13 protein-coding genes are annotated in these 15,815 nt (G+C 50.8%); 3 read left to right on the top strand and 10 right to left on the bottom strand.

Annotated elements, in window-relative coordinates; all coding sequences use genetic code 11:
* Positions 1-195: 195 nt before the first annotated feature.
* From KKH67_05935 to KKH67_05965, 7 genes are all read right to left on the bottom strand, one after another.
* Positions 196-558 carry a hypothetical protein gene (locus KKH67_05935; GenBank protein ID MBU1318724.1) on the bottom strand — a complete coding sequence of 121 codons (363 nt, stop codon included), beginning with the start codon at positions 556-558 and terminating at the stop codon, positions 196-198.
* Positions 549-2,348, bottom strand: a complete 1,800-nt coding sequence (locus KKH67_05940; GenBank protein MBU1318725.1) for an ABC transporter ATP-binding protein/permease — start codon at positions 2,346-2,348, stop codon at positions 549-551. Before KKH67_05940 ends, KKH67_05935 begins: the two co-directional genes overlap by 10 nt.
* Positions 2,338-4,146 carry an ABC transporter ATP-binding protein/permease gene (locus tag KKH67_05945; GenBank protein MBU1318726.1) on the bottom strand — a complete coding sequence of 603 codons (1,809 nt, stop codon included), beginning with the start codon at positions 4,144-4,146 and terminating at the stop codon, positions 2,338-2,340. Before KKH67_05945 ends, KKH67_05940 begins: the two co-directional genes overlap by 11 nt.
* 363 nt (positions 4,147-4,509) lie before the next feature.
* The gene (locus tag KKH67_05950) at positions 4,510-5,886 is read right to left on the bottom strand and encodes a S41 family peptidase (GenBank protein ID MBU1318727.1); all 1,377 of its coding nucleotides are present in this window, start codon (positions 5,884-5,886) and stop codon (positions 4,510-4,512) included.
* Between the two features lie 164 nt (positions 5,887-6,050).
* Positions 6,051-6,554, bottom strand: coding sequence for a DinB family protein (locus KKH67_05955; protein MBU1318728.1), 504 nt, complete (start codon positions 6,552-6,554; stop codon positions 6,051-6,053).
* Positions 6,555-6,569: 15 nt separating this feature from the next.
* Entirely contained in the window at positions 6,570-7,808 is a 1,239-nt protein-coding gene (locus KKH67_05960) for an ABC transporter permease subunit (protein ID MBU1318729.1), read from the bottom strand.
* A gap of 2 nt (positions 7,809-7,810) precedes the next feature.
* The gene (locus tag KKH67_05965; protein ID MBU1318730.1) at positions 7,811-8,542 is read right to left on the bottom strand and encodes an ATP-binding cassette domain-containing protein; all 732 of its coding nucleotides are present in this window, start codon (positions 8,540-8,542) and stop codon (positions 7,811-7,813) included.
* 258 nt (positions 8,543-8,800) lie between these two features.
* On the opposite strand from KKH67_05965, the gene KKH67_05970 reads away from it, so the two are divergent.
* Genes KKH67_05970 through KKH67_05980 form a run of 3 tightly spaced genes read left to right on the top strand, consistent with a single transcriptional unit; the run spans position 8,801 to position 12,841 of the window.
* Complete coding sequence (locus KKH67_05970) at positions 8,801-10,036, top strand: efflux RND transporter periplasmic adaptor subunit (GenBank protein MBU1318731.1); 1,236 nt, start codon at positions 8,801-8,803, stop codon at positions 10,034-10,036.
* Positions 10,026-11,327: an ABC transporter permease gene (locus KKH67_05975; protein MBU1318732.1), complete on the top strand. Its 1,302-nt coding sequence runs from the start codon at positions 10,026-10,028 to the stop codon at positions 11,325-11,327. The genes KKH67_05970 and KKH67_05975 overlap by 11 nt, the downstream gene beginning before the upstream one ends.
* A gap of 26 nt (positions 11,328-11,353) precedes the next feature.
* Positions 11,354-12,841 carry a TolC family protein gene (locus tag KKH67_05980; protein MBU1318733.1) on the top strand — a complete coding sequence of 496 codons (1,488 nt, stop codon included), beginning with the start codon at positions 11,354-11,356 and terminating at the stop codon, positions 12,839-12,841.
* A 104-nt stretch (positions 12,842-12,945) separates the two neighbouring features.
* On the opposite strand, the gene KKH67_05985 is transcribed toward KKH67_05980, so the two are convergent.
* The 3 genes from KKH67_05985 to KKH67_05995 form a co-directional block, all read right to left on the bottom strand.
* Complete coding sequence (locus KKH67_05985) at positions 12,946-13,701, bottom strand: hypothetical protein (GenBank protein MBU1318734.1); 756 nt, start codon at positions 13,699-13,701, stop codon at positions 12,946-12,948.
* A 36-nt stretch (positions 13,702-13,737) separates the two neighbouring features.
* Positions 13,738-14,505, bottom strand: a complete 768-nt coding sequence (locus tag KKH67_05990) for a hypothetical protein (GenBank protein MBU1318735.1) — start codon at positions 14,503-14,505, stop codon at positions 13,738-13,740.
* Between the two features lie 79 nt (positions 14,506-14,584).
* Positions 14,585-15,370: a hypothetical protein gene (locus tag KKH67_05995; protein MBU1318736.1), complete on the bottom strand. Its 786-nt coding sequence runs from the start codon at positions 15,368-15,370 to the stop codon at positions 14,585-14,587.
* Positions 15,371-15,815 lie beyond the last annotated feature (445 nt).

Genomic DNA, 15,815 nt, shown 5'->3' on the forward strand with positions numbered 1-15,815 from the left:
GCTGAACAGTATTATCGCGAAGAAACATTTCATCTAATCATCAACCCCACATATTCATTCAGATTGGTTTAACTGATCAGACACGACGGCGACTTGGCGGAGATAGTCGTCAGGCCTTACACTTTGAAAATAGGTCTGATGCAAACGGATGTCAATGGTTTTCTAGGGGCAGTGCGATCCGGTTTTCGCGATTAGTTATGTTTCGACTCGTCGCACATCCTCTCTAACGAAATAGTAGGGGAGACCCGTGCCGGCACCTCGCTCTTTGGTGCAAACGAGGAAAGACTCCGACTCGAATATCGCGACTACCTCCTCGTATGGCGCGCCCGGTTCGAGATCCCGGTAGGACTTGCCGACCTCTATGCGCATCTTCGGTTGATGTCTATATCTGGAATTGACCTCGATTGCCCTGATCACACGGTCGCGCATTTTGCCAAGGACAACGCCTTCGAGATAAATCTTGATCTCTTCTCTCTCAGATTCGGTCAACATACCGATCCTTTGCATGCCCGGAGGCTGACTCGCCTCCGGGCTGGCCAGATTCCAATTTACCCACAAGCGACTTCTTCTTCAAGCCTATATCGCTTGTACATTCTTGCGTATCTTTCGCCGCGATCCATGAGTTCGTCGTGGGTGCCTGTTTCCGCCACTTTGCCTTCATCGAAAACGTATATCCGATCAGCCCTTTCAAGGGTGTCGGGTCTATGCGTTATCACGATTGCAGTCATGTCGGGCATGACATCGTGCAATTTCTCCCACAGCGATGTCTCTGTCGCAGAATCGAGCGCAGACGTGCAATCGTCCAGAATCAGTATCCTCGGTTTGCTTACCAGGGCTCTCGCGAGAGCAAGCCTCTGCTTCTGACCGCCTGACAGTGTCATTCCACGCGTGCCGACATTTGTGTCGATGCGATCCGGAAATGTCTCAATTTCCTGTTTCAGCTGCGAGACATCAACCGCCCAATCGATTACTTCGTCCGAAATACCCTTCCGTCCAAGCACAATATTGTTCTTCACGGTGTCGCTGAACAGTACCGGCTCCTGCGGAACATAACCGATGCTCTCGCGAAGCCCTTTCAACTTGATTGTCCGCAAGTCGTGACCATCGAGCCGAACCTTCCCGGATGTCGGATCCACCAGTCGCGGGATCATGTTCACGAACCAGCTCTTGCCTGAGCCGACCTTGCCGACCAGCGCGATCGTTTCACTCGGCTCGATATCGAGCGAGATGTCGTCGATCACATTTCGCTCGGAGCCGGGGAACGATAGTATGACATTTTCGAAGCTCAGTCTTCCCTTTATGTCTCCATTGCCGCTCTCCAAGCCGACGTCTGTCACCATCGGCGGAACATTCTCGAGCTCCATCAAACGATCGATAGAGACCGCCGATTGACGAGACTTCACCAGGAACTGGCCGATGTCGAACATCGGAAACACCAGGTACACGATATAGTAAATAAACGCCATCAGCTTTCCGAGGGACAGACCGGAGTTTATCACCATATAGCCACCGGCGACGAGGACAATGAGAATCGCAAACTGCCATATGTACATGTACAGCGATTCGATCACCGTATGCGACTTGATCGCAGCAATCTCGGCATCCCGTCGGTCCTCCACGGCATTATCGAACTTCGTCCTCTGTGCCTTCTCCTTGACATAGGCTTTGACCACCCGTATTCCGGAGAAACAGGCCTCCATCACATCGTTGAATCGCGATATTCGCGTTTGAAGGTGATCAAACCTCTTGTCCAGCAGGCTGGAGCTCTTGAAGAAGATCACAATCAGAAACGGCAAAGGTGTTATCGACCACAGCGCAAGCATAGGATCAATCGACGCCATCATTACAATCGTGAAAATGACAATCATGACCGCCTCGTAGAGCCTGAATATGCCGGAGCAGGCAAACCAGGAGAGCTTCTCTGCTACATCGTCGGTCATTCTCGTCACAAGATCTCCGGTCCTGAATTTGTTGAAAAAGTCGGGACCTCGGAGTGTGATGCCGTCGAATGCTTTCTGCCGAAACAGCCATTCCAGTTTCAGGTTCATCCATGCGCGGTGACTCTGCACGAACGCATACAGACTGTTCGCACACAACCCGACCAAAACGAGTGAGATTGCATAGATGGCTACGGTCGACAGTCCGATCGTCGCTCCGAATTCACTTAGCATCACAGCCACTCTGTTTGACGGCACATCCCCTGTCTTAACATAGTCGACCGTGAATTCGATCAACCTCGGAATCAAAACATGAAGCGCAGTCTGAACCGGGGTCAGAAGAATAAGCACCGCAAGTACGTAACCGTACTCCTTGTAGTACCTCCAGAACCACTTTATTTTATCCAGCATTGGAGATTACTCCATTCTTACTCTTGAATTGCAGGTGGAACAGCTTGGAGTAGTATCCATCTTGGAGGATCAACTCCGTATGCGTTCCCCGCTCAATTATCTCACCTCGGCGGATCACCAGAATCTCATCGACATCGAGGATCGTCGAAAGACGATGCGCGATGATCAGCGATGTCCGCCCTTCCATCAGCTTCTTCAAAGAAGCCTGAATCGTGCGTTCCGTTTCTGGGTCGACCGAACTCGTCGCCTCGTCAAGAAGCAGCACGTCCGGGTCTGTCACCAGCGCCCTCGCGAACGATAGTAGCTGCCTCTCACCTCGGCTGAAATTCGCGCCCTTCTCGGAAACTTCGGTTGCGTACCCATTCGGCAGCGCAGAGATGAAACGATCCGCCTCGACCGTCCGGGCAGCTTCGATCAACTTCTCCTCGGGTATCGCATCCGACTCCAGCGAGATGTTCGATTTGACATCTCCCGGGAAGAGCAGAATATCTTGCAGCACAAGCGCAAACCGGCTGCGTAGATCTGCCTTCGATATGTCTCGAATATCCGTTCCGTCGATCATAATACGGCCCTTCTGCGGGTCATATAGACGGAGCAGCAGCGAAATCACAGTCGATTTGCCACCACCTGTCACACCAACAAGTGCAACACGACTTCCAACAGGTATGTCGAAAGAGACATTCTTCATCGCAAAACTGCCATCTTCAGTATAAGAGAAGCTGACATCCTCGAAGCGAATGCCTCTCTCGATCCGAGTCAACGGAATCGGCTTCTCAGGATCGGGAATCCTCTGCTCCACCGACAGCAGAGAGAAAATTCTCTTTGCTCCGGCTACCGCCTTCTGAATGTTCGCAAGCTGCTCTGAAGTTCTCCAGATTGGCTCGAAAGACCGCCAGATTAGAACGATGAACATTCCGATCGTCCCGACTGTGAGCACACCTTGCTGGATCCAGTACGCTCCGAAGAAGAGTGTAAGCGCCACCATGACATACTCGAAGAAGAAGACCGTGTTGAAAAACAAGCAAACAGCTATGTTCACATATTTGTCTTCATCGAACTTCAGCTTGTTGGCGCGAAATACTCGGTCGCGCGCATACTTGCCCTGGTGAAACACCTGTATGATCGACATTCCCTGCAGGAACTCCGTCAACTGCGCAGTGACTTCCGCCATTTTCTTCCTGACCTCGAGGAATCGACTCGTTGTCTTGCGCTCGAAGATCAGGATCAGGACTGCGATAATCGGCATTATCATGAACAGGATCAACGCGAGTCTCCAGCTATAATAGAACATCACTCCGAAGATTCCCGTGACCAGAATCAAATCACCGACTATCAGCACCACCGTGTTGGTGAACAGCATTCGAAGCGACTCTGTGTCCGACTCGACTCTCGCAAGGAGCCGTCCAACCGGATTCCTGTCAAAGAACGACACATCGAGCGACAGGATGTGGTTGAACAGCTTTCGCTTTAAATCAACCATCACATCCTGTCCGATTATTTCCAGCCTGACACGCTGCACATATTGCAGTACCAGCGTTACTATCTGGATAACGCCAATTGCGGCGACAGTAATCAGAAGCCCATGGAAGTCGTTGTTCTTGATGTCAAGGTCGAGCGCTCTCTTAAGAAGCACTGGCCAGATAAGAGAAAGCGCTGTCGCCGAGAAGAGAAGGAACAGACAGAAAATGAGTCCGCGCTTATGTATGCTGAGCAGCGGCAGCAGTTTTCCGAATGCCTTCTTCGAGCTGATATCTTCTTCCGGCCTGATTTTTTCGTTTTCGTAGAATTGGCTGACCATTGTTCTGCCCTATTCTTCTGGTTTCAAGTTCTCGTGACTCAGGTCCGGAGATATAACAAAAAACCCGCCGAACCTCTCTGGTCACGGCGGGTCAAGAATCTATGTGTATTTGTTCAGATCAAGACACACTTCTCCCGCCGTGGAATTCGTTAACCTGGCTCACGCCAAGGCTGACAAAGACTTGACAATAATCGGATGTAATATTGATCATCAAATCTCCTCGGTGGTTAAAGTACTACTGCTTCATTATCGAGTCTTACGCATCTACATCTTTCAGGTTTCACAAACTTAGCAAAAATATCGGCATTGTCAAACATTTTTTGATCTCAGCCAGATTTTTGTTTTCCGGCTTGAATTTATCCATCAACTACCGGACTTAGGTGAAATGTCCACATGGCCATTGTCGTAGAGACCGTTCAACTCGGTCGGATTGCCGCTATCATCCCTGATAACTTTGATCCTGAAATAGTCAATCTCCTTGAACATGAACAGATCGTTTGCCATCGGAATCATCTTGTACTTCGGTCTGTCCTGGCGCTGGTAATACAAGTCTCCGTTCTCGAATATCAGCGTCCTGGGGCCGTATGTGCCGACATAGGATTTGAGAATTGACTCATCGACAGTCACCGGATTCAACTCGGCTTCAAGAGTTGCAATATTCCATTCCAGGTCATTCCTGCGATCTTCGTCTGTCGTCTTCTCCAGCAGTTTAGTCATCGCTTCGCGCCGTGCAACGGACAGAGCTTGATCACTCGGGACTTCAATATCAGGTGTAATTCCGGTCCCCTCCCAGTTGGTGCCGGTGATCGGGTTGATCGCCCTGCCCATAGGCACTCTCATAGCTACGTTAAGATTCGGGAAGATTGCCTCATCGACCGGATGCGCGCCGCCGCCGGTTGTTTCGCCGATGATTGTCGCACGCTCCATGCTCTTCATATTATAGGTGAACTCTTCTGCACCCGAGAAAGTGTACGAGCTTGTCAGCACGTAAAGATCAGTGTTCGCCATCCGTCTGCCCGGCACGTAGGCCTGGGTCCAGAACTGGTGGATCGTGTCTTCATACCGAAGATAGAAGCTGTTCAAGTGTTCTGGTTCTTCAAAAAAATAGCTCGATATTAATTGAATCATCGACGGACTTCCGCCACCATTGTTGCGCAGATCGAATATGATGGCATCTGAGTATGCGAGGAAGTTCATTGCCGCGATAGCCGTTGCACCGGCGTATTGAGCGTCTGCAAATCTTCTGAAATCGATATAGCCTATATTGCCGGGGAGACGCTCCACCTTGTAGAAGCCGAAATTATCGTACTGGGCTTCCTTGAGTTCCTGCTCACGCCGTTCATCGGTAACCGTGTCTGCCTCCAAGCCTTCGAAATACTCATCTGGCATGAAGGCGATTCCGAGATGACGGTCATGGCACACCTCTCGAAGATCATCTGTCAATGCTCGCGCCAACGCCGCCACCGTATTGAGCGTGTCGTACTTGCCATCCTTGAGCCGTTTGCGGACATACTTCTTCATTTCTTTCGCGACATCGGGGAAAACGTAGTGCGAGTCGAGCACAAGAGTTACGGAGTCGATAATCTCTGCTCTGAGTTTGGCGTCAGCCGCTCGACTTTCCTCGTGACCGGGTCCTCCCTGGGCAAAGGCAGCTTGCGAGAACAGCATACCGGCGGTCAATGCAACCACCACCAGTTGAATGCTAAGTCTGATTGAAATCGCCTTCAGATTCTCTGACATTCACTCCTCCTCACTATTGAGTCGACAGAACAGTTCTGCAGCGGCGGATAACTCGGTTCGGGCTGGTCGCCGCAGAATTATGTAAGCGCTAACATAAATTGGTACGTATAGAAGTACGACAGGTTGCACACTTCCGCCATTAAATACATCAGTTTAGATTGCCGTCAGATCTTGGGTGCTTTCATGCCGAACTGATCCCACTCTTCCAGCGACGGGCCATAGACTCCGGGGACTTTCAGCCCGGCCTGACGCATCAGCACAGTCATCTGTCCTCGGTGATGAATCTCATGCTCAATGAGTCCATTCACAGTCTGACCGCGTTTCCATACCATGCCGTAGAGTTCGTCCTCCTGCTCAAGCGTAGCGTCAGTCCATTTTGAGGTGATCTCTGACATCAAAGCCGCGGCCACGTTGTCGTAGGTCTTCTTGATTTCAGCCACAGATTCGGGAACAGGATCAGATTCCCTGGGGCCTGTGACGGAAAGGCCGGTCTTATTCGCCATTTCCGGAATGGTTTGTATGATGTGCCATGCGATTCTGCCAATTGTCCGGTGATCGTCGGCAACTTTCTGCTCGAGCGAGCTGTCGGTCAATGCTGCAAGAACTTTGCCGGTCGACTCTGATACGTTCTGCCATCTTTCCTTGAAATGATCGATTTTCGTCAACATTTTGTATCTCCCGATTTACATCCTGAATAGTACCGATTCTCGTTCAAACCATTTCCTCGCGGCGACGAGTGTCAGAGCCGCAAGCACGATTGTAGATACGAAAGCTGTGATCACATAGTTCCACTCGACCTGTCCCGATATCGCATCTTTGATTATCAGACTGACATTGACGATTGGGATGAGCGCCATCCGATAGCTCATTTCGATGCCTGGCAGGAACGACACAAATGCGGGCAGAATCAAGACCATATAGATTCCGGTGATGTAGCTCTGCGCTTCCTTGAATGATCTTGCGAAAATCGACACCGACAGCAGAATCGCGGCAAATATCCCTGCCAATGGCAGTACGATCATCAAAATGAGAATCACTGTGCTGGTATCGAACTCTATGGCGAGCATCCTGCCGACATTCATCTTGCCAACGATATCTTCAAGCATGTAGTTGAGCGAGAAGGTAAGGCTGCCCATCGACAAAATAGCCGCCGTGATGCCGGTCGTCAGTATCACGAGATACTTGCCTACAACAAACTCGCCTCTCGTCGCTGGGGACACAAGCAGGGTCTCGAGAGTGCCTCTCTCTTTTTCACCCGCAGCGAGGTCGATAGCCGGATACATCGCTCCCATGAAACACATGATTATGATCAGGTACGGCAACATAGCTCCAAGCTTTTCGCCTGCAACCTTTTGCATCGATGCCACGTTCTCGCTGACGATTTCGAATGGCCTTATGATGTCACCGGAGATGTCCCGCTGATCCAGCCTCGCCTGAATTATCCGTTCCCGATAGGGATCGAGAACGGTCTTGATCTTGCTCACTGCGAATTCCGACTTCATCTCGGCTTCATCATAGAACAGCTCGATCTCGGTTGGGGATTCAATCTCGATAGCGCGGTCGAATGCTTTCGGCACTACCATTAGCACGTCAAAGCCACCCAGCCTCAGATCCTCAGTAATATCTGAGTTAGCAGTCGGATTTTCCGCTCTATATTGGGTTTCCGATACGACTGTCAGGTCATCACTTCCGATCAGCTCCGACCGAAGAGTATCCGGAAGGTATTCCAGTCCCTGTACGACCACTTCGGACACCCTTTCCATTTCTTTGGCAATCTGGCTCGTCATTAAACTCGACAGCGCCATCAGCAGAAGGGGAATCGCGGCAATCGGTACGAGTAGCATGAAAACCAGAGTGCGCCTGTCACGCAGCGTATCAGTCATCTCTTTCTTGAATATCGCATGTACAATCCTGACTCGCACAATCACTCTCCTACAATCTTGATGAAAGCATCTTCGAGGTTGTCTGTGCCGGTCTGTGCCAGCAGATCAGTCGGAGTGCTGTCAGCAAAGATTCGGCCATTGTGAATTATTGCTACCCTGTCACACAGACGCATGGCTTCGCTCATTATATGCGTCGAAAAAATCACGCACTTGCCGGCATCGCGGCACTGTCGGATAAACTTCACAATCGTGCGAGACGACATGACATCGAGGCCGGTCGTTGGCTCGTCAAAAATCATCACCGGGGGATCGTGAATCACCGATCGCGCGATTGAGACTTTCTGCTTCATCCCGCTCGAGAGCTTATCGTTTCTGCCATCGGCGAAGTCATGCATGTCGAGCATTGTGAAAAGTATGTCGATTCTCTTGTCGATTTCCGGTTTTGTCATGCTGTACAGCTTGCCGAAATAGGCCACCATCTCGCGGGCAGTGAGGCGACCGTAGAGACCGGTGTTTCCCGACAAGAAGCCGATCAGACTCCGCACCTTCTCCGGTTGAGTCTTTGCATCTGTGCCGCAGATAGTTGCCGTCCCCGATGTCGGCTTCAGAGATGTTGAAAGGAGTCGTAATGTGGTCGTTTTTCCGGCTCCGTTTGGACCAAGAAGCCCGAAAACCTCACCATTCTTGCATTCGAAACTGACATTGTCGACAGCCCTGACTGTACCCCGCTTCTTGTCTTTAAATGTCTTACAAAGGTCTTTTGCGATTATCATGTGTATCTGGACCTATCTCCTGTCGTTCCGTCGCCATTTTAGTTTCTCACATTAACACTTGTGCCGGACTTAGTCAATGATATACTGTCTGATGCGGTTGAATTCTCATGGTCGAACAGAAGCGACAAGGCTCCATGTTGTCGCAACTTTCATCGTTCAAATTGGTATTAGGATGTGTAGCGAAGTACTTGATTTCAGGATGATTTTGGCACTCCATTCCAAGTCATGGGCGGAGTGATACGCGGAGGACATAACCGAATGAAGAAATCAATATATGCAGCGATAATAGTCGTGGCAGTTCTTGGCGGCTACTACGGCGTCAATGCCTTTTTCACCATCTCAACCGAAATTCCGACTGCTCTGGTTGCGAAGGGTGAGTTTGTGATATCTCAGAAAGCGAACGGCAGCGTTGACGCCAAACGGGCATATACGATGTCGGCGCCGCGAATTCGGGGGCTCCAGATCACATGGCTTGCGCCGGAAGGTGCGATGGTCAAAGAAGGTGATCCGGTGATTAAGTTCGATGCTACCCAACAGCAGGCGGATCTCACGGACAACGAATCAACTCTCAAGATTGCAAGGACGACTCTCGAACGTGCTCAAGGCGAATACTCGATTCAGGAGAAGCAGCTCAAACTCGATCTTAAGAAGGCCCAGCGCAATTATGACGAGATGAAACACGAAGCTATCAAACTTGCTGAGGAGGCAAAGCTGGAGCTCGAGCTGGCCGAACTGAATTTTGAAGCGAAGCTCGAACAAATCAAGGCCGATGTCGAGAAAGCAACACTCGAGGTTCAACGGGCGCAGGATAAGGTCAATCTTGCACGGCGTGAGTTGGATCAGCTCACAATGAATGCTCCGATTCCGGGCATGGTCGTCTATCTCGAAATCTGGAAGGGTGGCTCCATGAGCAAGGTGCAGGAGGGGGATGGGCCGTGGCCGGGTCAGGGTCTAATCCAACTTCCCGACCTGTCAGAGATGGTCGTTAAAGCTGCCGTTTCTGAAGTCAATGCTTCTGAGATTGATTCCGGACAGGCTGCCATCATCACGCTCGATGCCTTTCCTAATGTGCAGCATCAGGGTGTTGTCACAAAGAAGAGCACACTTGCGCGACGCAAAGAGCCGGGATCCAAGATAAACGTCTTTGATGTCGAAATAGCGATCCTTGAAAATGACAAGCAGATCAAACCGGGCATGTCTGCCTCCAGCAAAATCATAATGGATCGTATTGCCGATGTGGTCTCTGTCCCGCTTGAGGCAGTCTTCGAGAAGGAGGGCGAGATTGTCGTCTATCTCGGCAACAAGGATAAGCGTTCTGTCGAGGTCGGTCGCCGCAATGACATGAACATCGAGATACTCTCCGGCCTCGATGGGGGCGAGCGGGTCTGCCTGAGCGATCCTACGGTTGAAGAGTTGGATCTGCCGGGCGATGTCGCTACCGAGCCTGAGTTGAACAAGGGGCGTCAAGCGGGCAGGTCGATCAATGGATCATAGATTCCTGTATCGCATGTCATTCGATTCCCTCGGCGCACATAAGCTGCGCACATTTCTCACCATGCTCGGCGTGATCATCGGTGTGGCCGCTGTTATTGCGATGCTATCGATTGGTGAGGGAGCAAAGCAGGAAGCTCTCGAACAGATTTCCATTCTCGGAGTCAACAACGTCATAGTCAATGCCAAAATCCCGGAGGAAGATCCAACTTCGGGGATCGCTCTGCAGAGATCACCGGGCCTCACTCTCGATGACGGTAAGAATATTGCAGAGCACTCTGAGTTCGTCGCGAATGTCATTCCACAAAGGTTCGAACCGATCAGCACGATCTCATACAGGGGGAATGATGCAGCTGTGAGAGTTGTAGCGACGATTCCTGAATTCACTCTCTCATCGTCTATTGAGGTCGAAAACGGGCGGTTTCTCAAGGACTTCGACAGCAAAGATTTCAGTCAGGTCTGCGTGCTGGGTGCGAAGGCGAAACGGAGCCTTTTTGCGTTTGACGACCCAATAGGCAGAAGCGTACGTATCGGCGATCTCGATTTCACGGTGATCGGCGTGATGGCGGATAAGTACATCGGGCGAGGCAAAGTAGAAGGTCTCGAACTGAAGAATTTCAACGAGGATGTGTACATTCCACTCTCGACAGCCCAGAAGAAGCTCGAACGAGTTGCAGAGTTGAGAGGTGCAACGCAACAATTCCGGATGGAAGTCTCTTCCGAGATAGAGAAGGCCTATAATACGCCGGAGATTGATCAATTGACAATAACGGTTACCGATCTGAAATACGTTCCGGTCGTCACGAAACTCGTGGAGCGCATAATGGAACGCAGACATGCCGGCGTTGAGGATTATGAAATCGTAGTACCGGAATCGCTGCTTCGTCAATCACAGAAAACACAGCAGATTTTTAACATAGTCATGGGAGCTATCGCAGGGCTGTCGCTGCTAGTCGGCGGTATCGGCATAATGAACATCATGCTTGCGTCGGTACTCGAACGGACTCGTGAAATCGGCATCCGCCGCGCAATAGGTGCAAAACGTGGCGATATCTTGAGGCAGTTCCTCATTGAAGCTGTCACGATTTGCTTGCTCGGCTGCTTGGTAGGACTTGCGCTTGGACTGATCATCTCAACAGCAATCACATATTATGCAGGCTGGCCGACGATCGTCTCCATCTTCTCGATAGTCCTTGCAGTAGGTGTATCCGCCACGGTCGGGATTGTCTTTGGCTTGTTCCCGGCGAATAAGGCTTCCAAGCTCGATGTCATAGAGTCCCTCCGATATGAATAGAAATCCCTCGGATGTGAGGTTAATCGATGAATAGATCTCTACTGAATAAGCATTATCTTTTTGGCTCTGTTATTTTGCTTTTGGCAATTGCCATTGTTGTGCCAGCTCTGTCGTATGCCGAAATGTTGACACTCGATGACGCCATAGACATCGCGGTCAACCGTACAGCCCGCGGCGGGATGATTCGCGGCAATCTCGAAGTCGCAGAGCAGAATTACTTTGCCCGGAAGATCAATTTCTATGTGCCCGAGATTTCGATCAATGGCTCGGTGCCTGCGTACAATGTCGATGAATCATACAGGTTCTTCGGCGGAGCCACGGAGAAGCAGCTCTATCGGACACGCGATCTCGGCTTCAATTCGTTTGTCGAGCTGAATCAAAGCCTGATAACGGGCGGTGATGTCAAAGTTACCGCGAATCTGCTGACCCGCGATGATCGCTATCCGAATACCAGGCCAGGTTCCGAGCTCGGTAGTTTCATTAAAGAGCATACGAATCAGGGTTACTTCACTTTTAGATACGAGCAGCCGATTCTAAAGCCTTCAGACTCCAAGAACAATCTTTACAACACCAGGGATGATCTCGAAATCGCGAAGATGGTGAGGCTCGAAGAAGAGACGGCGCTGAGGAAAGAAATCACTGAGGCATATATTACTGTGCTGCAATTGTCGATCAAATCCGAAATCACAAACGACAAGTTCGAAGCCGCTGGATTGACAGCCGAAATCGATTCGATGAAATTGATTGACGGTGTGATCTCCGAAGAGGACTGGCTGCTGTCGTCATCTAATCGACTCGATGCGGAATTGGAAAGCTTCGAAATCGAAAACCAGGTCGAGGAGCAGAGGCGTGAGCTGGCAATTCTTCTCGACAGGGATCCGACTGCCGAATTGGAGCTGACACAACCGACTGTTTCTGAGAAAATAGATAAGTATGTTCGCCAGAGGATGCTCGACTCGTGGGAGATCAGCGTACCAGTAATCAAGGCAGACATGGAGTATTCGAAAGCTGAGCGGCAGGCGAATTATGCAGCATCGGGACACGGTATCAATGGCGATCTCACTGCTGAGTATTCGACCGGACAGGGGAGAGTCGAAACCGACGGCATCAGCGACAATATCAATACCAAGGGCTGGGGAGTTGCGCTGAACTTCTCGTTCCCGATATGGGATGGTGGCGCGTCGGGTGCGGCAGTGAAGTCTGCATGGCTCGGTGCTGAGCAGTCCAAGCTCGAAAGTGACCGTGCTAGAAAACGAACCAAGGCTGAGATAATCAATCTTGTCAATCAACTCGATGTCGGTTATAGAAGGCTCGAAATAGTCAGACAGCAGATCGATCTGGCTGAGAACAAACTCAACATCGCCGAATCACGATTCAATGACGGGCAGATTTCGAAAGTGACATATCTCGAAAGCAAAGTCTTCTATCTCGAAACCAGAGACAGATATCTTGAAGAGTTGAAGAGCTACGTTCTGAACAAGATCGAACTTGAAGGCAAGTTCATCGACGGGTAGGAAAGACACGTGGCCGCGATCTCTGATCGCGGTTCGACTTTGTCGAACAAATCAACTCGGCAGAACCGCTTCGCGCGTATCCGTGCTCCGGGATTCAGCCATACCTAATACGGCTTACCACAGCAAACCGGGTATGGCCCGCCAGTAAATATGTAGGCAATATTAAACACGATATCATCAATATCCACTTCGCCGCTGTTGTCATCATCCCCGACGCATGTAGCCAGTACCGGGTACGGACCACCTTGGAAAATGAAATACAGCAGATATACCGCATCATCAATGTCTACCGCACCGTTTCCGTTCGCGTCCCCGCACCTCACTCCAAAAGTGGTTATGCAAACCGGATGGTCAGCGTCGCTGCTGTCCTTCGCGATAAACATCGGCCCGCCGCATCCCCAGTCTCCGCTGAAACCTGAAGTGTCAAAACAAATTCCGCCTTCTCCCCAGCCAACGTCCAGATAAAGGCTGAAAATCCATTGTTCCTCGAATGTCCCGATCCCACCGGGTGGCGTTGCAGCACCGCTGACGGCGAAATAGTCCGGCGGTGTGCCGTCGATTTGGTTGTCAAACATCAACCCACCGAGATTGAACCACTCTGCAAGTTCCGGGTTCGCTTCGAACCCTGAGAACGACCAGAAGGCATTGCCTTCAGCGGTAATGTCAAACCCGACGCCGAAGTTGAGCACCGTCTCCGGGTCGGTGCATTCGCGTTGCCAGTAGAACTTGATCTCGACATCATGCGCTCCAGCCACTAGCGAGTCGACTCCAATGCGAATATAATCTCCCGGTTGCGCGCCAGCCGAACCGGCGACAACCACCAGCAATGTGATTACAATAATGAACAATCGTCTACTCATCCAGTCCTCCTTGTCTACTGAACGCGCAAAACACAGTTACATGTCACAGCAATATTGATACGGTGGTGGGCCGCCTGTGAAAATGTAGGCCAGCATCTCGACCACATCATCTATGTCTACTCCATCCATGCCATTGACATCGCCGACGCAGACATATGGAACGGGTGCAGGACCGGACGTGAAGATGTAGGCAATCAAATAGGCCACATCATCTATATCTGCTCCCCCGCTGCCGTCAGCATCACCACAGACGACATCGAGCATCGTTATGCATATCGGATGGATGTCCGATCCCTGAGCATCCACCAGCTTGGGAACCACAGAACCGTCCGTACCGGACCATCCCCAGTCGCAGGAGGGCGGCAATGAGCAGGAGTCAATGCAGATCTGGCCACTACCGAGACCGGTTTGCAGGTACACAGTAAAGAGAAGTTCGTCTTCGACATTTGGGATTCCTTCACCCGGCATGCCGACAATCTGTATCGCGAATATATCGGGCGACACGCCGTCGCATTCGATGCATTCGAACATGATTCTACCGAGATCAAACCACGGCGAGCTATTGCCGGTACCACCCTGAATACTCCATGTGGCATCTCCGGTGGATGTTATCATAAATGCATTGCATCCCTGATTGATGAGGCTTGGAGTCGCAGATTGGTGTGTGATCAGGAATGGAATCTGCGCGCCCCAGTTATTCTGCACCAATTGACTTCTGTCGATCTTGATGTAATCAACTTGTGCACTGGCTAAGCCAGAGGAAAGTCCCGCAATTGCAGTAACCAGTAAGAACACTCTTTTCATAGTCTAACACCTCACTTCTAAATCTATCTCAAATCGCCGGTTGTGTCTGTCCGGCCAGAACGTCCCGTCTTGAGCACGCTCATTTCGCGCAACAAAGTTTTGGATATTGACCCCCCTGGAATATATAGGCGATGAGCCAAACGACATCATCAATATCGACTTGACCTGTGCCGTCAAAATCCCCGATACAATATGTTGGCATAGGCTCCGGTCCGCTGACAAAGATGTAATCAATCAAGTACACCACATCGTCGATATCGACTCCGCTGCTTCCGTCGGCGTCTCCACACAAGGCATCGAATACCGTAATACAGATCGGGTGATTGGCATCGCTGCTGTCTTTGGCGATGAACAGTGGACGATTTGGCGCGCCTCCTTCACCACAGGTAAGCTGTGACCACTTCCAGGTGCCCGCTGGGGGAACGTAGACTGAATCAACACATATCTCGCCTGTGCCTCCACCGGTGTGCAACACGAGAGTGACATACGGAATCTCTGAGGTAACCGGCAATCCTATGAACATGCTAACACTCAAAATCTCAAGATAGTCTGGGGGCGAGCCATCAAAGATGGCATATGCGCAGCAGTGACAGAGATTGAAATTATTGCAGATGGCACTCGGTTTTACCCTTACATATTCCCACGTAACGTTTCCGGTGGACGTGAATTCGAAAGGGTTTAACAGCCCCATTATCTCTTCCGGCTCCGGGCATGTCCGTTCGAGGTAGAAAGGAATCTCAACGTTATCAGTCCAGGCCGGAATACTATCTCGCCCGAGACGGATATAATCACCTGCGTGAACGCTGGCTGAACCGGCGATTACCGCCAGCAGCAAGACTGCGGTGAGTAACACTCTGCCATGCATAATGGCCTCCCTATTTCATACATGTCTATCGAGTACACGCGAGACCGGAGACTGCTTAACGCCCACAATGCCCATGGTCAGGGCAGTAAGCCCCAAAGTGAACAGCCTTTCGGCCAGGATGGCGGATGTTATCAGTTGTTATCAGCTATTCAAAAGTATGCAACTCAATGAGGATTGTCAAGACCATTTTTGTGCGAATCGACCGGACCGCAGGGCAGGATTGACCCAAGCCCGCCATGTCCCCACGCGGAACGTGTGGCGTTGTTTTGACGTCCCATTTCATGCTGCGCATGATTGTCAAAAGCGCAGGGCTTTGATATTATGAGAAGGCCGCTCGGCCAGTATAGATTATACTGGCCTTGTAAACCCTTAAGCAAGGAGCGGCCATGTCAAATACATATGTCGGTATCGACGTACACAAGAAGCTATGTGTATACACAGAGCT

The sequence above is a fragment of the Candidatus Zixiibacteriota bacterium genome (assembly GCA_018820315.1).
GTDB lineage: Bacteria > Zixibacteria > MSB-5A5 > JAABVY01 > JAHJOQ01 > JAHJOQ01.

Excerpts from the sequence above, each read along its gene's own strand:
- KKH67_05940 (MBU1318725.1), bottom strand. The coding sequence starts at position 2,348 with ATGCTGGATAAAATAAAGTGGTTCTGGAGGTACTACAAGGAGTACGGT.
- KKH67_05945 (MBU1318726.1), bottom strand. The coding sequence starts at position 4,146 with ATGGTCAGCCAATTCTACGAAAACGAAAAAATCAGGCCGGAAGAAGAT.
- KKH67_05950 (MBU1318727.1), bottom strand. The coding sequence starts at position 5,886 with ATGTCAGAGAATCTGAAGGCGATTTCAATCAGACTTAGCATTCAACTG.
- KKH67_05955 (MBU1318728.1), bottom strand. The coding sequence starts at position 6,554 with ATGTTGACGAAAATCGATCATTTCAAGGAAAGATGGCAGAACGTATCA.
- KKH67_05965 (MBU1318730.1), bottom strand. The coding sequence starts at position 8,542 with ATGATAATCGCAAAAGACCTTTGTAAGACATTTAAAGACAAGAAGCGG.
- KKH67_05970 (MBU1318731.1), top strand. The coding sequence starts at position 8,801 with ATGAAGAAATCAATATATGCAGCGATAATAGTCGTGGCAGTTCTTGGC.
- KKH67_05975 (MBU1318732.1), top strand. The coding sequence starts at position 10,026 with ATGGATCATAGATTCCTGTATCGCATGTCATTCGATTCCCTCGGCGCA.
- KKH67_05980 (MBU1318733.1), top strand. The coding sequence starts at position 11,354 with ATGAATAGATCTCTACTGAATAAGCATTATCTTTTTGGCTCTGTTATT.
- KKH67_05985 (MBU1318734.1), bottom strand. The coding sequence starts at position 13,701 with ATGAGTAGACGATTGTTCATTATTGTAATCACATTGCTGGTGGTTGTC.
- KKH67_05990 (MBU1318735.1), bottom strand. The coding sequence starts at position 14,505 with ATGAAAAGAGTGTTCTTACTGGTTACTGCAATTGCGGGACTTTCCTCT.
- KKH67_05995 (MBU1318736.1), bottom strand. The coding sequence starts at position 15,370 with ATGCATGGCAGAGTGTTACTCACCGCAGTCTTGCTGCTGGCGGTAATC.